General features: G+C 72.5%; 19 protein-coding genes and 3 tRNA genes. 12 read left to right on the plus strand and 10 right to left on the minus strand.

The window, feature by feature from the left end:
* Positions 1 to 74 precede the first annotated feature (74 nt).
* Positions 75 to 1,139, minus strand: coding sequence for an ATP-dependent DNA ligase (locus tag ACFWXC_RS07650; protein WP_384474625.1), 1,065 nt, complete (start codon positions 1,137 to 1,139; stop codon positions 75 to 77).
* Here ACFWXC_RS07650 and ACFWXC_RS07655 point away from each other — a divergent pair.
* The 3 genes from ACFWXC_RS07655 (at position 1,118) to ACFWXC_RS07665 (ending at position 3,782) form a co-directional block, all read left to right on the plus strand.
* Complete coding sequence (locus ACFWXC_RS07655; protein ID WP_384474628.1) at positions 1,118 to 1,564, plus strand: hypothetical protein; 447 nt, start codon at positions 1,118 to 1,120, stop codon at positions 1,562 to 1,564. The two genes, ACFWXC_RS07650 and ACFWXC_RS07655, sit on opposite strands and share 22 nt — an antisense overlap.
* A 40-nt stretch (positions 1,565 to 1,604) precedes the next feature.
* Positions 1,605 to 2,624, plus strand: a complete 1,020-nt coding sequence (gene ligD / locus ACFWXC_RS07660; RefSeq protein WP_384474631.1) for a non-homologous end-joining DNA ligase — start codon at positions 1,605 to 1,607, stop codon at positions 2,622 to 2,624.
* A 120-nt stretch (positions 2,625 to 2,744) separates the two neighbouring features.
* Positions 2,745 to 3,782, plus strand: a complete 1,038-nt coding sequence (locus ACFWXC_RS07665; protein ID WP_384474634.1) for a LacI family DNA-binding transcriptional regulator — start codon at positions 2,745 to 2,747, stop codon at positions 3,780 to 3,782.
* Positions 3,783 to 3,794: 12 nt separating this feature from the next.
* Here ACFWXC_RS07665 and ACFWXC_RS07670 read toward each other — a convergent pair whose 3' ends face one another.
* A complete protein-coding gene (locus tag ACFWXC_RS07670) occupies positions 3,795 to 4,583 on the minus strand; it encodes a VOC family protein (protein WP_384474637.1) in 789 nt (262 codons plus the stop codon).
* A 219-nt stretch (positions 4,584 to 4,802) separates the two neighbouring features.
* Here ACFWXC_RS07670 and ACFWXC_RS07675 point away from each other — a divergent pair, with 219 nt between their 5' ends.
* From ACFWXC_RS07675 to ACFWXC_RS07695, 5 genes are all read left to right on the plus strand, one after another.
* Positions 4,803 to 5,096, plus strand: a complete 294-nt coding sequence (locus ACFWXC_RS07675) for a WhiB family transcriptional regulator (protein ID WP_351743610.1) — start codon at positions 4,803 to 4,805, stop codon at positions 5,094 to 5,096.
* 140 nt (positions 5,097 to 5,236) lie between these two features.
* Positions 5,237 to 5,308 (plus strand) — tRNA-Gly (locus tag ACFWXC_RS07680).
* Positions 5,309 to 5,319: 11 nt separating this feature from the next.
* Positions 5,320 to 5,391: transfer RNA gene (locus ACFWXC_RS07685), tRNA-Glu, on the plus strand.
* Between the two features lie 30 nt (positions 5,392 to 5,421).
* Entirely contained in the window at positions 5,422 to 6,750 is a 1,329-nt protein-coding gene (locus ACFWXC_RS07690; RefSeq protein ID WP_384474640.1) for an SDR family oxidoreductase, read from the plus strand.
* Entirely contained in the window at positions 6,747 to 7,919 is a 1,173-nt protein-coding gene (locus tag ACFWXC_RS07695) for a ribonuclease inhibitor (RefSeq protein WP_384474643.1), read from the plus strand. The genes ACFWXC_RS07690 and ACFWXC_RS07695 overlap by 4 nt, the downstream gene beginning before the upstream one ends.
* Before the next feature lie 3 nt (positions 7,920 to 7,922).
* Here ACFWXC_RS07695 and ACFWXC_RS07700 read toward each other — a convergent pair whose 3' ends face one another.
* Together ACFWXC_RS07700 and ACFWXC_RS07705 are read right to left on the minus strand one after the other, a co-directional pair.
* Complete coding sequence (locus tag ACFWXC_RS07700) at positions 7,923 to 9,737, minus strand: AAA family ATPase (protein ID WP_384474646.1); 1,815 nt, start codon at positions 9,735 to 9,737, stop codon at positions 7,923 to 7,925.
* On the minus strand, positions 9,738 to 11,141 hold the full coding sequence (locus ACFWXC_RS07705) for a hypothetical protein (protein ID WP_384474648.1): 1,404 nt from the start codon (positions 11,139 to 11,141) through the stop codon (positions 9,738 to 9,740).
* A gap of 90 nt (positions 11,142 to 11,231) precedes the next feature.
* Between ACFWXC_RS07705 and ACFWXC_RS07710 the strand changes: the two genes are divergently transcribed.
* Positions 11,232 to 11,307 (plus strand) — tRNA-Trp (locus ACFWXC_RS07710).
* A gap of 159 nt (positions 11,308 to 11,466) precedes the next feature.
* On the opposite strand, the gene ACFWXC_RS07715 is transcribed toward ACFWXC_RS07710, so the two are convergent.
* Entirely contained in the window at positions 11,467 to 11,793 is a 327-nt protein-coding gene (locus ACFWXC_RS07715; RefSeq protein WP_384474651.1) for a hypothetical protein, read from the minus strand.
* Between the two features lie 250 nt (positions 11,794 to 12,043).
* Between ACFWXC_RS07715 and ACFWXC_RS07720 the strand changes: the two genes are divergently transcribed.
* The gene (locus ACFWXC_RS07720) at positions 12,044 to 12,655 is read left to right on the plus strand and encodes a hypothetical protein (RefSeq protein WP_384474654.1); all 612 of its coding nucleotides are present in this window, start codon (positions 12,044 to 12,046) and stop codon (positions 12,653 to 12,655) included.
* Here the strand turns inward: ACFWXC_RS07720 and ACFWXC_RS07725 are convergent.
* The 5 genes from ACFWXC_RS07725 to ACFWXC_RS07745 form a co-directional block, all read right to left on the minus strand.
* Entirely contained in the window at positions 12,652 to 13,497 is an 846-nt protein-coding gene (locus ACFWXC_RS07725; RefSeq protein WP_384474656.1) for a hypothetical protein, read from the minus strand. The two genes, ACFWXC_RS07720 and ACFWXC_RS07725, sit on opposite strands and share 4 nt — an antisense overlap.
* A 66-nt stretch (positions 13,498 to 13,563) precedes the next feature.
* Positions 13,564 to 14,538: an acyl-ACP desaturase gene (locus ACFWXC_RS07730; RefSeq protein WP_384474659.1), complete on the minus strand. Its 975-nt coding sequence runs from the start codon at positions 14,536 to 14,538 to the stop codon at positions 13,564 to 13,566.
* Between the two features lie 228 nt (positions 14,539 to 14,766).
* Positions 14,767 to 15,543: a dimethylargininase gene (gene ddaH, locus ACFWXC_RS07735; RefSeq protein ID WP_384474661.1), complete on the minus strand. Its 777-nt coding sequence runs from the start codon at positions 15,541 to 15,543 to the stop codon at positions 14,767 to 14,769.
* A 96-nt stretch (positions 15,544 to 15,639) separates the two neighbouring features.
* A complete protein-coding gene (locus ACFWXC_RS07740) occupies positions 15,640 to 17,277 on the minus strand; it encodes an ABC-F family ATP-binding cassette domain-containing protein (protein WP_384474664.1) in 1,638 nt (545 codons plus the stop codon).
* A 298-nt stretch (positions 17,278 to 17,575) separates the two neighbouring features.
* Positions 17,576 to 17,992: an SsgA family sporulation/cell division regulator gene (locus tag ACFWXC_RS07745; RefSeq protein ID WP_384474667.1), complete on the minus strand. Its 417-nt coding sequence runs from the start codon at positions 17,990 to 17,992 to the stop codon at positions 17,576 to 17,578.
* 203 nt (positions 17,993 to 18,195) lie between these two features.
* Here ACFWXC_RS07745 and ACFWXC_RS07750 point away from each other — a divergent pair, with 203 nt between their 5' ends.
* Entirely contained in the window at positions 18,196 to 19,299 is a 1,104-nt protein-coding gene (locus ACFWXC_RS07750) for a WD40/YVTN/BNR-like repeat-containing protein (protein WP_384474670.1), read from the plus strand.
* A gap of 200 nt (positions 19,300 to 19,499) precedes the next feature.
* Positions 19,500 to 20,189 (plus strand): endonuclease V, encoded by a 690-nt coding sequence (locus ACFWXC_RS07755; protein WP_384474673.1) that lies wholly within the window; start codon positions 19,500 to 19,502, stop codon positions 20,187 to 20,189.
* Positions 20,190 to 20,243 lie beyond the last annotated feature (54 nt).

Consider the following 20,243-nt stretch of genomic DNA (forward strand, 5'->3'; position numbering starts at 1 on the left):
TCATCGGTGGCCATACCCGGTCGAAACCGATCCCGTGCCGATGAACGACCGGCCAGGGGGAGGGCGCGTCGGGGCTACGACCCCAGGATCTCCGCGAGGTCATACCGCACGGGTTCCTCCAGCTGGGCGTAGGTGCAGCTCTCCGGTGTGCGGTCCGGGCGCCAGCGGCGGAAGCGGGCCGTGTGGCGGAAGCGGGCGCCGTTCTCCATGTGGTCGTACGCCACCTCGGCCACCCGCTCCGGCCGTAGCGGCACCCAGGACAGGTCCTTCTTGCCCGACCAGCGGCTCGGCGCGCCGGGCAGCCGGGCCGACTCGTGGGCGGCCTCCTCCGCCCAGGCCGCCCAGGGGTGCCCGGAGACGTCGTCCATGCGCAGCGGCTCCAGTTCCTCGATCAGCTCGGCCCGCCGTTTCATCGGGAACGCGGCCGAGACGCCCACATGCTGGAGGGCGCCCCGGTCGTCGTACAGACCCAGCAGCAGCGAGCCGACCACCGGGCCGCTCTTGTGGAAGCGGTAGCCCGCCACCACGACATCGGCGGTCCGCTCGTGCTTGACCTTGAACATGGCTCGCTCGTCCTGGAGATAGCGCAGGGTGAGCGGCTTGGCGATGACCCCGTCGAGGCCGGCCCCCTCGTACTGCTCGAACCACCGCCGGGCCACGTCCACATCGGTCGTCGCCGGTGCCACGTGCACCGGTGGGGTGACCCCGGCCAGCGCCGTGGTGAGCAGGGCGCGGCGGTCGGTCAGCGGAACGTCCAGCAGCGACTCGTCGGCCAGTGCCAGCAGGTCGAAGGCGACGAAGGAGGCGGGCGTCCGCTCCGCGAGGGTGCGCACCCGGGAGTCCGCCGGATGGATCCGCTCGGTCAGCGCGTCGAAGTCCAGCCGGCCCTCCCGTGCGATCACGATCTCCCCGTCCAGCACGCACCGCTCGGGCACCCGCTCCTTCAGCGCCGCCACCAGCTCGGGAAAGTACCTGGTCAACGGCTTCCCGGTGCGACTGCCCAGCTCCACCTCGGCACCGTCCCGGAACACGATCGCGCGAAAGCCGTCCCACTTCGCCTCGTACTGCATGTCCGGCGGGATCGTCGCCACCGACTTGGCGAGCATCGGCTTCACGGGTGGCATCACCGGCAGATCCATGCCACGACTCTACGAGCGGACCTCGGCGCCCGCTCGTCGCGCGGCACGCCCCCACCACGACCGCCGTCAGCTACACCCAGCCCGTCAAGGGTGTGCACCTCCCCACCAACCTCGCCGACTTTTCCGACCCCGAGTGGGCCGTGCTGGAGGTGACGACGTGCGCCGACGCCGACAGCACCGACGTCATCGTCGCGCAGTCCCCCTGGACCCTCCGGCTCGAGGACGGCACCGAGGTCAAGCCACTCGGCCTCAGGGGATACGGCATACCGGCGCCGGTCTGTCCCGTCTCGGCGGGCACCGTGCGACCGGGCGGCTGTCTGCGCGGGAAGCTCACGTTCGGCATGGCCAAGGGCAGCCGTCCCGACCGGATCGTCTACGACGTCCGGCGCAGGCCCGCCGTCACCTGGTCCGTGCCCCGGGCGTAACCGATGTGCGAGGTGCGGGCGGTGCGCCTACGGTGGCCGCATGGCTGATGCGGTGGAACTGGAGGTGGCCGGCCGGACCGTACGGCTGTCCAGCCCCGGCAAGGTGTTCTTCCCGGAGCGCGGATTCACCAAGCTGGACGTCGCCCGCTACTACGCGGCCGTGGCGCCCGGCATCCTGCGCGCCCTGCGCGACCGCCCCACCACCCTCCAGCGCTACCCCGACGGCGTCGAGGGCGAGTGGTTCTACCAGAAGCGCGCGCCCAAGGGCATGCCCGACTGGATCCCCACCGCCCACATCACCTTCCCCAGCGGCCGCACCGCCGACGAGATGTGCCCCACGGAGGAGGCCGCCGTGGTGTGGGCCGCCCAGTACGGCACCCTCACCTTCCACCCCTGGCCGGTGCGCCGCGCCGACGTGGACCGTCCCGACGAACTCCGTATCGACCTCGATCCGCAGCCCGGCACCGACTTCGCCGACGCCGTCCGCGCCGCCCACGAACTGCGCGCCGTCCTGGACGAGTTCGGCGGGCTGCGCGGCTGGCCCAAGACCTCCGGCGGCCGGGGGCTGCATGTCTTCGTGCCCATCGAACCCCGCTGGACCTTCACCCAGGTCCGGCGCGCCGCGATCGCCGTGGGCCGCGAGCTGGAACGCCGGATGCCGGACCAGGTGACGATCAAGTGGTGGAAGGAGGAGCGCGGCGAGCGCATCTTCGTCGACTACAACCAGACCGCCCGGGACCGCACCATCGCCTCCGCCTACTCCCTGCGGCCCCGCCCGAACGCCCCGGTCTCCGCGCCGCTGCGCTGGGAGGAGGTCGACGAGGTCCAGCCGGGCGACTTCGACCTCGTCACGATGCCGGCCCGCTTCGCCGAAGCCGGCGATGTGCACGCCGACATGGACGACCACGCCTACTCCCTGGACGCCCTGCTGGAACTCGCCCGCCGCGACGAACACGAACACGGCCTCGGCGACCTGCCGTATCCGCCCGAGTACCCGAAGATGCCGGGTGAGCCCAAACGCGTCCAGCCGAGCCGCGCACGGCCGGAACAGCCCTCCTGACGACCGGACTCGGGGCGAGCGCCCGGCCCGGCGGCAGGCTGTCCCGCCCCGGAGAGCGCTCCCGGCGCCCCTCCCGCCCGGGGCTATGCTGATCGCCAGCCGCCGACGAGGAGGGCCGAGGTGTCCGAGGCAGTGTCGCGCCCCACACTGGAGGCCGTGGCCGCGCGGGCCGGGGTGTCCCGGGCCACCGTGTCACGGGTGGTCAACGGCGGGGACGGGGTGCGCGAACCGCTCGTCGAGCGGGTCCGGAAAGCGGTCGAGGAACTCGGTTACGTCCCCAACCAGGCGGCCCGCAGCCTGGTGACCAAACGGCACGACGCGGTCGCCGTCGTCATCGCCGAACCCGAGACCCGGATCTTCACCGACCCCTTCTTCGCCCTCCAACTACGAGGCATCAGCAAGGAGTTGACCGCTCACGACAACCAGCTCGTGCTGCTGCTCACCGAGGGGCGGGACGACCACGCACGCGTGGCCCGCTATCTCGCCGGCGGGCATGTCGACGGCGCGCTCGTCTTCTCGCTCCATCTCGACGATCCGCTGCCCGGCCTGATCGAGGGCGCCGGAGTCCCCACCGTGTTCGGCGGACGGCCCGGCTGGAGCGACGGCACCGACAGCGCCGTGTACGTCGACTGCGACAACCGGGGCGGCGCCCGGGACGCCGTACGGCATCTCGCCGGCCTCGGCCGGACCCGGATCGCCCATATCACCGGCCCCCTGGACCAGACGTCGGCCGCCGACCGCCTCCAGGGTTACCGGGACGTCATGGCCGTCCTGGGAGAGGCCGATCCACGGCTGGTCGTGCCGAGCGACTTCACTCCGGCCGGCGGCGAGCGCGCCATGGGCGAACTCCTCGACCGCTGCCCGGACGTCGACGCCGTGTTCGCGGCCAACGACCTCACCGCGCTCGGCGCCCTGCGCGTCCTGCGTGAGCGCGGCCGCCGGGTGCCCGAGGACGTGGCCGTGATCGGCTTCGACGACGTCCTGCCCGTCACCGAAGAGACCGAGCCGTCACTGACGACGGTCCGTCAGGACATCGAGGAGATGGGCCGGTTGATGGCCCGGCTCCTGCTGGGCTCCCTGACCCGGGGCAACCCGGCGACGGGCTCGCCGACCAGCGTCATCCTGCCCACGACACTGGTACGGCGCGCCACCGCCTAGGCCGCCTCCGCCTCAGCCCTGCTGCTCGCCCTTGATCACCGCGAACCGGGCGCCGTACGGGTCGGCCAGCTTGGCCATCCGGCCCACACCCTCCAGCGTGGTCGCCGGCATCCGCACCTTGCCACCGGTCTGCTGCGCCTTCTCCACCACCGCGTCCGGGTCCTCGACCTCGAAGTACGGCAGCCAGTACGCGCCGATCTGGGCCTCGGCCGGGTCCTCGGCCAGCGGGACCACCCCGCCGAACATCGAGTCGTCGTCGCCGTCCGCCGGGTTGACACAGGTGTAGGTGCCGCCGGGGAAGGGCACTCCGGAGGTCTCCAGACCGAGCACCTTGTGGTAGAAAGCGGCGGCCGCCGCGATGTCCGGGGTGTACAGCTCGACCCAGCACAGCGAACCCGGATCGCCCGCGATGTCCACGCCCTTGGTCAGCCCGGGCTGCCAGATGCCGAAGGGCACGCCCGCCTGGTCGGCGAGGATCGCCAGGTGACCCTGGCCCATCACGTCCATCGGCTGGGCGAGGACGCTGCCGTGCGCCTGCTCGGCGGTCTTGGCGGTGGCCTGCGCGTCCTCGCTCTGGAAGTACACGGTCCAGCTCGGCGGTCCCTGTTCGGGAGTGGTCTGCATACCGCCGGCGACGGTCCTGCCGTCCAGTTGGAAGAATCCGTAACCGCCGGCGTCGGGCCCCGCCGACTGGAACTGCCAGCCGAAGAGGCCGTTGTAGAAGGAGACGGCGCCGTCGATCTCGGGGGTGCCGAGGTCGATCCAGTTGGGAGCGCCGTTGACGAAACGGGTGGTGAGCATCTTCGCCCTCCTCGGAAGGGTCCCGTGCATTGCAGAGCCGAGTCTTCCACCGCCCACTGACAATCGCTGCGGAGCGCGCCCACCGGAACCCGGTTACCGTGGGTCACCTGACATGCTCGCCGGGTTTTGATTCCGTTGCGCGCGCCGCCGTGCGCAGGCGTGGTGCCGTCGCGCATGATCGAGGCTGCGGTGGTCCGTCGCGAATGCGTTGAGCGGGCGTTGATCGAACGTTTTTCGCCGCTTGGCACGATCCTGGCCATGCACTTCGACACCACCATCCCACCCCGCACGCCCGTCCCGGTCTGGCATGCGCAGGCGCTGTGCGCGCAGACCGGGGCGGACTTCTTCTTCCCCGAGCCGGGCAGCTCGGTGCGCGAGGCGAAGCGCATCTGCGGTATGTGCGAGATGCGTTCGGCCTGCCTGGAGTACGCCCTCGACAACGACGAACGCTTCGGCGTCTGGGGCGGCCTGTCCGAGAAGGAGCGGCTGGAACTCCGGCGCGCCTCCCGCTGACCCAGGACCGCTCCGGAAGAGCTGACACACGGCCGCCCCGGAAATGCCCGATCATGACCGCCCCGGAAGAGCCGGACCACGGCCGCCCCGGAAAATGTGTACGGTCCCTCGCCGTGCCCGGTTACGATCCCGGGACGCGGCCGGGCGTAGCGCAGAGGCAGACGCACCGCCTTGCCAAGGCGGACACGCCGGTTCGAATCCGGTCGTCCGGGCCGTGTGACGAGGTCCCGTAGAGCAGAGGCAGACTCGCCACCCTCTCAAGGTGGATACGCCGGTTCGAATCCGGCCGGGACCACGGTACGACGGACACGGGGCGGCGGGACGGATGAGCGAGGCGATCACCGAGGCGGAACTGGCGGCCTTCCACGACGTGGTGGGGAAGCTGCGGGCGCTGCCCGTCGACGACCCGGTGCGGCTGCGCGCCGAGCAGGTCGCCGCCTCCTTCGCCCGCGACGGACGGCTGCGCCGCCGCAAGGAACGCGGCACCGAGGTGTCGACGGCGGACGCCGCGGCGATGGCCGCGACCGCGACCGGCGCCCTGGACCGCCGCGAGGACGCGCCACTGGCCGTGCCCGGCGCCGGTGGCGTCTTCCGCAGGCCGCGCACCTGCTACGTCTGCAAGTCGCCCTATCGACAGGTCGACCCCTTCTACCACCGGCTCTGCCCCGGCTGCGCCGCGGACAACACCGCCCGCCGCTCCCTGAGCACCGACCTGAGCGGCCGCCGGGTGCTGCTCACCGGCGGCCGGGTGAAGATCGGCTTCCAGCTGGCGCAGATGATGCTGCGCGACGGCGCCGAGGTCCTGGTCACCTCCCGCTTCCCGCACGACACCGTGCGCCGCTTCGAAGCCGCCCCCGGCAGCGCGAAATGGCTGGACCGGCTGGCCGTGCTCGCCGTCGACCTGCGCGACCCACGCCAAGTGCTCGGCCTGTGCGAGGAGTTGCGGCAGGAGGGCGAGCCGCTGGACATCCTCGTCAACAACGCGGCCCAGACCGTGCGCAGACCGCCCGAGTCCTACGCGCTGCTGGCCTCCGGGGAGCGCGCCGCGCTGCCCCCGGGCGCCCGGCGGGCCCCCGGGTTCACGCCGCTGCGCACGCCGGCGAACGGAGCCGGATACCTGCCCGTCGCGCTGCGGGAGGCCGACGAGGCGGGTCTGCTGCCCGACCCCTCTCCGGAGAACTCCTGGTCGGCCCGGCTCGGCGGCCTGGACCCGGCCGAGGTCCTGGAGACCCAGCTCGTCAACGCCCTGGCCCCGGCCCTGCTCTGCGACCGGCTGCTGCCGCTGCTGCTGGCCTCGCCGCACCCGCGCCGGTACGTGGTCAACGTGACCGCCGTCGAGGGCCGCTTCGCCGTCCGCAACAAGATGGCAGGCCACCCGCACACCAACATGGCCAAGGCCGCCCTCAACATGCTCACCCGCACCAGCGCCGCCGAACTCGCCGAGCAGGGCGTCCACATGTGTGCGGTCGACACCGGCTGGATCACCGACGAGAACCCGGCGCCGAAGAAGGCCCGGACGGCGGGCGCGGGCTTCCGTACCCCCCTCGACATCGTCGACGGGGCGGCCCGCGTCTACGACCCGATCGTGCGCGGCGAGGCCGGCGACCCGGTGTCCGGGGTGTTCCTGAAGGACTACCGGGAGGCCGCGTGGTGAGCGAGGAGCCGACGTTCGCCGGGGTGCCGCACATCGTGCCGCGCCCGGCCGCCGAACTCGCCCCGCTGCTCGACTGGTTGCGGGCCGGGCGCCCGGCGGGGGAGCGGCTGGACTTCCCGGCCGGCACCGCGCTGCCGGACGGCCGCCTCGACCTGTGCAAGCAGGGCGTCGGCGCGGCGGGCGCCGCCCTGATCGCCGACGCCCTGGGCGAAGGCCCCACTCCGGTACGGCATCTGCTGCTGGGCACGGACGCGCTCGGCGACGAGGGCGCCGCCGCGGTGGCCGGGGCCGGTGCCGAGGTCGAGACGCTCTACCTCGGCTGCAACGGCATCACGGCGGGCGGCGCCTGCCGGATCGCCGACCAGCTACGCGCCTCTCCCCAGATCGTCACCGGCGTCTGGCTGAAGCGGAACCCGCTGGGCAGCGGAGGCGGGCGGGCCGCCGCCGAACTCGTCGAGTCCGCGCGCTCCCTGCGCACCCTCGACCTCGTGCAGACCGGGCTCGACCCGGCCGGAGCGGCGGTGCTGGCCGACGCGCTGCTGGTGGCCGCCGACGGCGGGCGCCGGATCGAGCGGCTCTTCGTCGGCGGCAACCCGCTGGGCGAGGCCGGTGCCCGGGCGCTGGCCGCCGTCGTCGCCGGGGGCGCGGTCGACGAACTGTACGTGTCCGCGGCCCGGCTGGGCGACGCGGGTGCGCTGCTGCTGGCCGACGCCCTGGACCGGGCCCCGTACGGGCGGCTGGCCCGCCTCTCCGCCGCCAGCAACGGCATCGGTCCCTCGGCCGCCGCCCGCCTGGTGACGGCGGCGGCCTCGGCCGGGGTCACTTTGCTCGACCTCGGGCGGGTCCGCGCGGCCGCCGTCCTCGCGGCGCCGGACAACCGGCTGGACCTGGCCGCCGCCGACACCATCGGGCAGGCCCTCGCCGGCACCGAGCACCGCCTCGCCCATCTCGTCCTGACCCACACCGGCATGCGCAGCCGCGAGGCCCACCGCCTCCTCGACCACGCGGCCCAGGCCGGCACGGCCACCCGCTACCGCCTCGGCGCCGGCATCGCCGCCAGCGTCAAACGCCGTCTGGACGACCTCAGCGCCCACATCCCGGCACCGACGCTCCCCGCCGACGTCGCCGCCGTACGCAGTGTGCACCGGACGGCACCGCCGGAGGGCTGACCCTCAGCTCCTGCGCATCTCCATGAACACCTCCATCCAGTACCGCTGTTGCCGCTCCGACGCCCCCACCAGGTAGGTCGCGCGCAGCTTCGCCGGGAGCAGGACCGCCAGGCGGACCACCGCCGCCCGGTGCCTCTTCAGCTGGGACAGCTCCGCGTTGGCGAGGATCTGGTGGACCACGTCGCTGTCGTCGCCGCCCTCGTCGGACTGCGCGGCGGCCCGGCGCAGCCGGGCCTCCCACGCCTCGACGTCCCGGGCCAGCTCGCGCAGGCCGGTTACCGGGCGCCCCTTGAAGCGGTCCATCAGGGCTGTCAGCGGGACCGGCGCGTACTCGCCGTCGCCGAGGTAGACCGTGCCCATCTCCAGCGGCAGCCCCCGCCGGTGCAGCTTGATCAGCCGCTCCAGCGTCCGCTTGGTGATCCAGGCCCGGCCTTCCTCGTCGATGTCGTGCTTCCACCACTCCAGGACCGTCTCGGCGTCCCGGCCGTACCGCGCGAGCAGCCACTCGTTGGCCGGGATGTCCTCGGGCTCGACCAGGAGCGAGGCGGTGAAACGGGTCGCCTGGGCGATGTTGTTCCGTGCGACAAGGAGCTTGCGGCCCAGGTGGTACGGCGGATTCTGCACGGCTATCTGCGCGCGCAGGTTCTCGATCCGCCGCCCGGCCAGGGACCACTCCTGGGTGACCTCCATTAGCTTGGCGAACGCCGCCCTGTCCTTGGGCCGGTTGTACTCGTCCCAGACGATCGCCTTGGGCTCCGGACCCGTGAAGGGCGCGGCCAGGAGGTTGTCCAGCGTGCCGTCCGGGGAGGGGATCGGCGCGCACAGGTCCTCGACGTTCGTCACCGGCAGGGAGAAGTACAGGGCGTCCCGGCCGAGCCCCTCGCGCACGGTCTCCCGCACCAGCTCCGTCTTCCCGCAGCCCGGCGGGCCCTGGAGCAGCACCGTCCAGCGGTTGCGCAGTGCGGCCCGCACCACCTGCCGTACCGGGTCCGCGATCGTCGCCGGGTTGGCCACGCCCACGCTCGCGGCGATCCGGTTGAGGATCTCGGCCGTCCGGTTCTGCCCGGGGCGGCCGTCCGGGCCGGGCTCGGCCAGCCGCAGCCGCTCGCCGTCGACCAGTGGCAGGCCCCAGCGCAGCGGGAAGCCCTCGCGCGCGTTGGCCAGCACGTGGTCGAGGGTGCGCGGGGAGAGCAGCTCGCGCAGCGCGGGGGAGAGCGACGCCCACAGCGAGAACACCGGACGCAGGTCCCACGGCCGGTACTCGGCCGCGAGATGCCGCCGCCACGAGGTGTCGTTCGCCGTGATCCGCAGCGTCACCATGCGGTCGAGGAGCGCCAGGTCGCCCCGGCGGGCCGAGGTCTCCGACAGCGACTCGTTGTCGGTGAGGAACACGCCGACACAGCCCAGGGCGCGCAGATCGTGCTCGCCCAGCGACCAGTCGCAGGCGATCTGCATCAGCTGCGACTGGATCGTGTCGCCCGCCTGCAGCGAGTCGTCGATGAGCAGCACGAACGGCCGGCCCGGCCTGAGCTGGCTCATCACCAGCTGGCGCAGCACCAGTTCGCCCGTGCGCGGGTCCCGGACCGGTGCGTTGACCAGCAGGTCGTCCGGGGTCAGATTCGCCGCCGGCACGTACACCAGCGCGGTGTCCGGGTGGGCGCGGGCCAGGTGCGAGAAGAACGTCGCCGTTTTGCCGATGCCGTGCTCGCCGAAGATCTGCCCGGTCTGCCGCATGTCGATCATCGCGTCGATGAAGGACTCCAGCCGGGTCGGCTCCGCGGGCCGCTTCTTCTCCGTGGTCTTCGTCTGTGTGCTCATCTACCGCGATCCCGTGGTGACGCGATGGCAGTCCATCGCGGGTGTGTGCCTCTCGGGCCAGTCGTCGCCGCCCTCCGTGATTAGCCAGATCCACTTCTCCGGCTCGGCCGGGGCGACCGGCGGCGCGTATCCGTCGGTCAGGACGACGACCGCGTCGGGGGTCACCTCGCAGCGCCGCCCTGCCACTTCGGTACGGCCCTCCACATAGTCGGCGACCGCCTGGAAGCTGGTGCCGCCACCGCCGTAGACCTTCTCGCCGGGGGCGAACGGCATCACCACGGCGTCGAAGGACAGCCAGTGGGCCTCGACCCCCTCGATGCGGCCGACGAGCAGGGTGAGCCAGTCGACCACCTGGCGGGGCATCGAGCCCGAGGTGTCGTAGGCGATGACGAGCACCTTGTCGCGGACCGGGCCGCGCCGGGCGAGCACCGGGTCCTGGCCGAGGGCGGCGAGCAGGGCGCCGCGCTTCTTCGGGTACACCAGCCGCTCGCCGTCGCGCAGCCGGGAGCCCAGGACGTCGACCAGCCAGCGCTGCCACCAGTCGACGGTCCGGGTACGGGTGGTCTCGCCCCGCAGCATGCCCGCGCCCAGGCTTCCCCAGAGCTTCGCGGCCCGCGCCGAACCCTCCTCCGTACGGTGCATGAGGTCGAGCAGTTCGCGCTCCGCGCCCGCGTGTCCGCGCCGGGCCGCGAGCAGCGAGTTGAGCAGCGCGGACGAGGTCACCGCGTCGACGGTCTCCTGGTCGGTGGGGACCAGACCGGCCACCAGATGCGGGCAGAGCGACGGCGGCACCGGCGGATCGCACATGCGCTTCAGCTCGCCGTAGATCCGCATGTCGGTCTCGGCGAACCGCTCGTACGCCAGCGGCTCCAGGCCGTGGGCCGTCAGATCCGCCCGGTAGGCGTCGTACACCGTGCGCGGATCGACACCCGTCGGACGGCCGTCCAGCAGTGGCAGTTCGTCGCGGCCGAGGCGGATCAGGGCCACGTGGTTGACGGCGACCTCGGCGGCCAGCGTGAACACCGGGTCCTCGCGCAGCTCCGGGTCGGCCAGGAGATGGCGGTGCACCAGATGCCGGGCCTCGTGGAACAGCACGAACTTCACGCCGTCCAGGCCGAGTCCGAGGAAGAAGTCCGGGTTGTAGAGCAGCAGACAGGTGCCGTCGCCCGAGGCGACCACGGCCGCGGTGTCGATCGCCGTCGTCGGGATCTGGTGCGCGCACTTCGAGTACAGCCACGACGCCACCGCCGACTCCGTCAGCCCGAAGTCCAGCAGGGCGGCCTCCTTCAGCCGCCGCGCCTGTGCGACCGTCTCCGGATCCGCCGGCCGGTACGCCTCGAGTGCCCTGCGGTCGGCCAGATCGACCACAGGCGGGCGTGGCCGCCCCCGCTCTCCGTACGCCATGTGCAGCCCCCCGCCGCGCAGTTCCCCCGATGCTCCATTGGTACCAGCCGCCACTGACATCGGGCCAAGGCATTACGATCTGCCGCAAGGGCGGGGCCGTAGCGCAGAGGCAGGCGCACCGGTCTCCAGAACCAGAACACGCCGGTTCGAATCCGGCCGCCCCGCCCCCCTGGAAGGGCTTGTGGACGGACACCGCCAGGGCGACCGGCCAGTCGAAGACGTGCTGCTCGACGACGGCGCGACCCATCGGCTCGCAGTGCGGATGCGCGCCCTCCGCCGCCGTGAGCGCACCAGCCGCCGCGGGCCCGGCAGCGCGTCGTAGAGCTCATGCGAGGCGCCGTTCCGCGCAGGCGTCCACGGCCGCCGGCGCGGTGCCGAAGCACCGGGCGGCCCCCAGACAGGCGTCACGGCCGGAGACCGTACGGCCCTCGGCCGAACTCCGGGCGGAGACCATATGGCCCTCGGCCACGCTCCGGGCGGAGACCGTACAGCCCTCGGCTGCGCTCCGGGCGGAGACCGTACGGCCCTCGGCCGCGCTCCGGGCGGCCTGCCCGCGGACCCGGTCCGCCGGCCCGGACCAGGCCGGGAAGCAGCTCTCCCCGCCGCCGCCCGCCGCCACGGTCACGGTCACGGTGGCCAGGACCTTGCCCACGTCGGCGCCCTGCCGCCAGGCCGAGCCGGATCTCGTGGTCGGACCGGTCGTTCTTGCTGAACCGGCAGGTCATGGCGGCTACCGGCTGCGGATGCGGCCGCCTCCGCAGCCGGGGCGGTCCCGGCCCGGCCGTCGCCCGCCCTTCCCCCGCTGGGAGCCCCCTGACGGCGCCGCGCGACGGAGAGCATGCGGTCGGCCCGCTCGCGCGGCACGCTGGTAGGAGAGCCAGGTGGCGATGGGAGGAGCTCCCATGGGACACACGGAACAGCGGCCCGCCGTCAGCACCCGGGCCGAGAAGCCCGCCGGCACCGGGAGCGTCTTCCTCTCCTTCGCCCCGTGGATCATCTTCGGCGTCGTCGCGAGCCCGAGCACCTGGGAGTACGCGGCGCTGGCGGCACTGGTCGCGGCGGTCGTGCTGTCCGGCAAGGACATGCTCCGGGGCCGGTTCTTCCTGCTGGACATGGTCGCCATCGTGTTCTTCGCCGTGCTCTGCGTGCTGGCCCTCGCCCTGGACCGCCACGAGCTGATCTGGCTGGAGACGTACGCCCAGGTCATCTCCAACGCGGTGGTGGCCGTCGTGGCGCTCGGCTCCCTGCTCTCCGACCCCTTCACCGCGCAGTACGCCCGGCACGCGGTGCCGCGCGAGTACTGGGGCTCGCCCGTCTTCACACACGTCAACATGGTGCTGACCACGGCCTGGGGCGTGGTCTTCGCGCTGATGGCCCTCTCCACCTGGCTGGCCATCCGCCTGCCCGGACAGAGCGACTGGTTCAACTGGGTCGTCCCCATCGTCCTGCTGGTCTGGGCGGTGAAGTTCACCGAACGCTACCCGGACCGGTACAGGGAACGGGCGGCGGCCTAGGCGATGGCCCCCGCGGTCACGACCAGTTCCTCGGTCGTGCCGTGGAAGGTTTCCAGCAGTTGGGCCAGTACCGCCCAGGCCTCCTCGCGGTCGCCCAGGTGGTCGCGGACGAGCGGGCGCAGGGCGTGCTCGGCCTCGGCGATCCGGCGCGGGAACATCACACGGCCCAGGGAGAGCACCTTCAGCACGTCCCGGGCGGGGCCGTGGCCCACGGCGTACTCGGCGGGGTCCGTCATGATCCCGGCCTGCCGGACGCGGAAGTCGAACTTGCGGTGGGCGCCGAACTGGGCGCGCAGCGAGGGCGGGCAGTCCGGGCGGACGGCCAGGGCCCACCGGACGTAACCGGGAAGGGAGTTCTCGCGGTCCGCCTCCGCGACCGTCTGCCAGTGCTCGCGCCGGTACACCATGGAGGTGGCCTCCCGTGCGGCGGCCATCGTGGTCGACTCGCGCAGGGCCGGCACGAGGCCGAGGCGGGCGACCCGGTCCGGGACCGGCGGATGCTCGTAGTCGTCGCGCAGGACCGGGTCGACCTCCACCGCGAGCAGCCGGCCCGGGCCGAACGGCACCCCGTCCAGGATGGCCCGGCGCAGCGCCGTGTCCCGGTCGGAGAGGAGGCGCCAGACGACGGGGTTGAGACCGGGGTCGTCCTCCTGGAGCATCCACAGCACCACCGAGGACGGCAACGCCGGCAGCTCCCACGGGATCCGGCGCCGGGCCTCCCGGAGGTCCTCCGGCGCCGGCCGGGGCAGCCCGACACGCGTGCGTACCCGGTCGGCGTCCCCGGAGTCGATCAGGTCCAGCAGGAAGCCGACCGCCCGGCCGGAGGTGATGTCAGCAGGCATGCGCGCATGATGCCGCAGGCCACCGACAGGGCGCACCGGGAAATCCGCGCGCCCGTCCCTCGGGGTTCACGCGCCGGCGCGCGCCGCCATCCGCGCCTTGCGCGCGGCCAGCTTCTCGTCGAACTTCAGGGCCTCCGCGTCCAGCCCGCCCATGAACAGGCCGAGTTCCTCCTGCGCCTGCCGGCCCTCCGGGCCGAGGCCGTCGATCTCCAGGACCTTCAGGTGGCGCAGCACCGGCTGGATCACGTCGTCGTGGTGGATGCGCAGGTTGTAGACCTCGCCGATGGCCATCTGGGCGGCGGCCCGCTCGAAGCCGGGGATGCCGTGGCCGGGCATCCGGAAGTCGACCACGACGTCCCGCACCGCCTGCATGGTCGGATCGGGGGCGAGTTCGAAGGCGGCCTTCAGAAGGTTGCGGTAGAAGACCATGTGCAGGTTCTCGTCGGTCGCGATCCGGGCCAGCATGCGGTCGCAGACCGGGTCGCCGGACTGGTGGCCGGTGTTGCGGTGCGAGATACGGGTCGCGAGCTCCTGGAAGGCGACATAGGCCACCGAGTGCAGCATCGAGTGGCGGTTGTCCGACTCGAAGCCCTCGCTCATGTGCGACATCCGGAACTGCTCAAGCTTGTCCGGGTCGACCGCGCGGGAGGCGAGCAGGTAGTCGCGCATCACGATGCCGTGCCGGCCCTCCTCGGCGGTCCAGCGGTGCACCCAGGTGCCCCAGGCGCCGTCCCGGCCGAACAGCGAGGCGATCTCGTGGTGGTAGCTGGGCAGGTTGTCCTCGGTGAGCAGGTTCACCACCAGGGCGATCCGGCCGATCTCGGTGACCTTGGACTGCTCCTTGCCCCAGGCCGCGCCGTCCTCGAAGAAACCGGGGAAGTTACGGGCGTCCGACCACGGCACGTACTCGTGCGGCATCCAGTCCTTGGCGACCTTCAGATGGCGGTTCAGTTCCTGCTCGACCACTTCCTCCAGGGCATACAGCAGCCGCGCGTCGGTCCATGCGGACGAGCTGCCGAGATGGGGAGAAGTGATCGTCACGAGAACTCCAGGGGGACGCCGAACGCGAGCGAATGAACGAGAGAAGACCGGCGAGCGGTGCCGGAAACCTACGTGATCGTAGGCTACGAATCCGTAGGTTACGAAGCCGTAGGTTAAGCGCGCCGTAAAGACCGCTGATCAGGTGCGGTGCCCAGGGCGAATCGGGACATGCCAAACAACCCCGGGACCCGCAGGTCCCAGGGCCGGAGGGATGACTCGATCACCCGGTCAGACGTACAGCTCCCGCAGCCGCACCGAGAGGCACGTCACACATCCCTCGAGTTTCTCGAACTCGGAGATGTCCACCGTGACCACGTCGTGGCCGAGGTCGGTCAGCAGTTCCGCCGTCTTCGGGGCGCTCGCGGACATGAGCAGCTTGCTGCCGCCCAGCAGTACCACGTGGGCGCCGGCCTCCTCGGGCACCGCCAGGAAGCCCGGGAACAGCGAGGGCCGGTCCACGTTCGGGATGTGCCCCAGAATCGTTCCGTCGGGCAGCGCGGTCACCGCCGACTTCAGATGCAGCACCTTGCTCACCGGTACGGCGACCACCCGCGCGCCCAGCGGTTCGAACACCGCCCGCAGTTGCTGCACCCCGGCCGCGTTGGTGCGCCCGCCGCGGCCGACGTAGAGGGTGTCGCCGACCTTGAGGACGTCACCGCCCTCCAACGTGCCCGGCTCCCAGATCCAGTTCACCGAGCAGCCGAGGCGGGCCACCGCCTCCTCGACCCCGGCGGTCTCCTCCCGCCGGGACTCGGCGCCGGGCCGGGTGATCAGGGCCACGTTCTTGTACATGACGACCGTGTCCTCGACGAAGACCGAGTCCGGGCAGTCGTCCTCCGGATCGACCTCGACGGTCTCCCAGCCGTGCGCGCGCAGCGTCTCCGCGTACGCCTCCCACTGCTCCTGGGCGAGCTCGACGTCGACCTTCTCCCGCTCGATGTGCGTCACCAGACCTTCGGCGAGGCGCGGGCTGGGGCGGCGGATGAGGGCCTTCTTGCTGGGCACGACGGGTCTCCGGGGTCGGGGTTCGGCCCGGCGCCCATTGCGGGGCGCCGGACCGCCATCATGCAGGGCGGGTCCGTGTCGACAAAACCCCCGCCGTCAGGCTGTGCCCGTCCTGAGACGCGCCACCTCCTCCGGTGTGGTGCCCGTCAGCTCCCCGTCCGCCATCAGCAGCCAGCGGGTGATCCCGATCGACTCCAGGAAGGGAAGATCGTGACTGGCCACGATCAGGGCCCCCTGGTACGACTCCAGGGCCGTGGTGAGCTGCCGCACGCTCGCCATGTCGAGGTTGTTCGTCGGCTCGTCCAGCATCAGCAGCTGCGGGGCGGGCTCGGCCAGCAGCAGCGCGGCCAGCGTCGCCCGGAAGCGTTCGCCGCCGGAGAGCGTGGCCGCCTGCTGGTCGGCGCGGGCGCCCCGGAACAGGAAGCGGGCCAGCCGGGCCCGGATCCGGTTGTTGGTGGCACTCGGCGCGAACCGGGCCACGTTCTCGGCCACGGTCCGCTCCCCGTCGAGCACGTCCAGCCGCTGCGGCAGGAAACGCAGCGGCACGTGCGCCTGCGCCCAGCCCGCGACCGGCTCCAGCTCCCCGGCGATCGTGCGCAGCAGTGTCGTCTTGCCCGCCCCGTTGCGCCCGATCAGCGCGATCCGCTCGGGCCCGCGCAGATCGAGGATCCCCCTCACCCGCGAGCCGTGCGCGAGCTCCAGCTTCTCCAGCGTCAGCACGTTGCGGCCCGGTGGGACGGCCGTGTACGGCAGTTCGACGCGGATCTCGTCGTCGTCCCGTACCGCCTCCACCGCCTCGTCCAGCCGCTCCTTCGCCTCGCTGAGCCGCTCCTCGTGCATGATGCGGTGCTTGCCCGCGGCCTCCTGTGCCGACCGCTTGCGTGCCCCCATGACGATCTTCGGTTCGCGTTTCTGGTCGAACATCTTCTGTCCGTACCGCTTGCGGCGGGCCAGTTTGACCTGGGCGTCGGACAGTTCGCGTTTCTGCTTGCGGAAATCGGCCTCGGCGACCCGCACCATGCGCTCGGCCGCCTCCTGTTCGACGGCGAGAGCATCCTCGTACGCCGAGAAGTTGCCGCCGTACCAGGTGACCTCCCCGGCGCGCAGGTCGGCGATCTGGTCGACCAGGTCGAGGAGTTCACGGTCGTGGCTGACCACGATCAGCAGGCCCGGCCAGGACGCGACGGCCGCGTACAGCCGCTTGCGGGCGTACAGGTCGAGGTTGTTGGTGGGCTCGTCGAGCAGCAGTACGTCCGGCCGGTCCAGGAGCAGCGCGGCCAGCCGCAGCAGCACCGACTCGCCGCCGGAGACCTCGCCGACGGTCCGGTCGAGTCCGATGTGGCCGAGCCCGAGCTCGCCGAGCGTGACCAGGGCGCGCTCCTCCACGTCCCAGTCGTCGCCGAGCGTCTCGAAGTGCGCGTCGGACGCGTCGCCCGCCTCGATGGCGTGCAGCGCGGCCCGCCGGGCGGCGATGCCGAGCGCCTCGTCGACGCGCAACGCGGTGTCGAGGGTGACGTTCTGCGGGAGGTATCCGACCTCGCCGGCCACCTTCAGGGTGCCGTCGGACGGGGTGAGCTCACCGGCGATGAGCTTGAGAAGCGTGGATTTCCCTGAGCCGTTGACGCCGACGAGACCGGTCCGGCCGGGGCCTACGGCGACATCGAGGCCGTCGAGGACGGGGGAGCCGTCGGGCCAGGAGAAGGACAGGGACGTACAGGTGACGGAAGCAGACATGGGCGCCTCGCGGTTGCTTGCGGTGTCGGGGACAGACGCGTGTCGAGACACCGCGAGACAGCAGCCGAGGGGCCGGGAAAGGGATCGGATCCCGTGCCGGAGGACGGCTCGCACGCCGAGGTCGAACGCCACAGACACACCTCACGGGTGTGACGCGGTGTCTCGAGTCCTCAGACGAGCAACGTCCTTCTCCTATCGACGGCAACAGAACCGTTGTACAAGTTAGGAGGGTCCCAACGGGGTGTCAACGCAATTGGCCGCGAGCCCGCTCAGGGTTCCGCAGGCGCTGCGGGGCGGCTCAGCAGGCGTCCCGCATCAGCTCGGCCAGGTCGTGGTCCAGATCCAGCCGGAGATGTTCGAGCCCGGCGGGCACCAGGTCACCGGTCGCCTCCAGGAACCGCTGGATCTCACCCGTGCGCACATGGACGACGGCGGTGCCCTCGGGGGCGTGGAACTCCAGCACGGTCCGGTCGTAGCCGTAGGGTCGCACCCGGACGTCCCCCGCGCCCTCCGGGGCGTGCAGGCCGGCCGCGAGCAGGTCGCGGGAGAACGTCCAGCAGACGTCGACGCCCTCCAGGGTGGCCGGGGCCGGGAAGGTCATGCGCACGGCGAAGGGGTCCTCGCTGTCGTAGCACAGGCTGGCGGGAATGCTCGGCATACGCGGCGACGCGGCGACCAGGCGGGCCTCCACGGGCTGCTCGATGACTGTGGACAAGGCCTTGCTCCCTAGTGACGGCTGGACGAATTTCCGGGCGTATAAGACCTGGCACTGGAAGAGACGACGGAAGTGGCCGATCCGTGCACGCGAAGTGCGAGTGACCTCTGTCACCGGGCTCATTCACACCTGGGGCTTACCCGGCTCTTGCGACGGCAGGGCCCTCTGGACGGCGTCGGGACAGTGGGCTAACTTCCCGCGCCATGAGGCGCTTGGGGAGTACGCGGCGGGCAGGACGGACGGGACGCAGGAGCCGGGCGGTGACGGTGGGGGTGGCGTGCGCGGCGGCGCTGGCCGCGCTGACCGTAGGTACCGCGCACGCGGCGACACCGGCGCCGCACTGGGTGGTCAAGAACACCGGCACACCGGACGTGCGGTTCCGGGGCCTGGCCGCCGTCGACCGCCACACCGCCTGGCTGGCCGGTACGGCCGGCACCGTGCTGCGCACCACCGACGGCGGGACGACCTGGCGGAACGTCTCTCCGCCCGGGGCGGGCGATCTCCAGTTCCGGGACGTCGAGGCGTTCGACGCGCGCCGCGCGGTGGTGCTGGCCATCGGCGAGGGCGAGGCGTCCCGCGTCTACCGCACCGAGGACGGCGGGGCGACCTGGACCGAATCGTTCCGCAACACCGACCCCGCCGCCTTCTACGACTGCATGACCTTCTTCGACCACCGCCACGGCCTCGCCATGAGCGACCCGGTGGACGGGAGGTTCCGCATCCTGGCCACCGGCGACGGCGGCCGCTCCTGGCGGGTGCTGCCCAGCACCGGGATGCCGGCCGCCCTGGACGGCGAGGCCGGCTTCGCGGCCAGTGGCCAGTGCCTGGTCGCCTCCGGGCCGAAGGACGCCTGGCTGGCCACCGGCGGCGGCGCGCACGCGCGCGTGCTGCACTCCACCGACCGCGGACTGACCTGGACCGCCACCGACACGCCCGTCCCGGCCGGCGATCCGGCCAAGGGCGTCTTCGCCCTCGCCTTCCGCGACCGCACCCACGGCCTGGCGGTCGGTGGCGACTACCGCCCCGACCAGTCCTCCCCGCAGGCGGCCGCGGTCACCCGCGACGGCGGCCGCACCTGGCAGCCCGCGACGACACCGCCGCCCGCCTACCGCTCCGGCGCGGCCTGGCTCCCGCACAGCCGCACCGCCGCCCTCGCCGTCGGCCCCACCGGCACCGACCTGACCACCGACGGCGGCCGCACCTGGCGGACCGTCGACACCGGCTCCTACGACACCGTCGACTGCACCCCTGACCTCAGCTGCTGGGCCGCCGGTGAGCAGGGCCGGGTGGCACGTCTGGAGCGCTGACCCGCGGGTACCCGGCGGCGAGCACGCCCACGAAGGGAGCGGTGGCCCCCCGCACGAGCGAGCCGGGCACCGGGGTTCCGCTTCGGCCGGCACGCGCGCGTGGGCAGCGTCCTGCGCCGGGTCCTGGCCGACCGCACGCCGGATCCTGGTGCGCCCCGTCGCCGCACGCGCGCGTGGCGCGCCGTACGCTCGTGGCCACCATGACGACCGTACGCGTACCCGCGGGCTGGCCCGCGACCGAGGAAGCGGCCCTGGCCGTGCAGGACGAGCTGCGGGGGCGGGTGGTTCTCGACGAGCCGGGACCGGTGCCCGGCGCGGGCCATGTCACGGGTGTCGACGTGGCCTACGACGACGAGCGGGACCTGGTCGCGGCGGCGGCCGTCGTCCTGGACGCGGCGACCCTGGAGCCCGTCGCCGAGGCCACCGCCGTCGGCCGGGTCTCCTTCCCGTACGTGCCCGGCCTGCTCGCCTTCCGCGAGATCCCCACCGTACGGGCCGCCCTGGACGCCCTGCCCTGCCCGCCGGGCCTGGTCGTCTGCGACGGCTACGGCCTCGCCCACCCGCGCCGCTTCGGCCTCGCCAGCCACCTCGGCGTCCTCACCGGCCTGCCCACCATCGGCGTCGCCAAGAACCCGTTCGTCTTCGCGTACGACGACCCGGACGCCCCGCGGGGCAGCCGGGCGTCGCTCCTCGACGGCACCGAGGAGGTCGGCCGCGCGCTGCGCACCCAAGACGGTGTCAAGCCGGTGTTCGTCTCGGTCGGCCACCGGGTGAGCCTGGACAACGCCTGCGCTCACACGCTGGCGCTCACCCCGGAGTACCGCCTGCCTGAGACCACCCGCCGCGCGGACGCCCTGTGCCGGAGCGCGCTGCGTGAAGCTCAGGCCTGAGTAGCGATTCTGAGTACGAGTACGGATGCCGCCGTTACAGTCCGGCGGCAGGCT

The sequence above is a fragment of the Streptomyces sp. NPDC058683 genome, from assembly GCF_042716195.1.
Classification (GTDB): Bacteria; Actinomycetota; Actinomycetes; order Streptomycetales; family Streptomycetaceae; genus Streptomyces.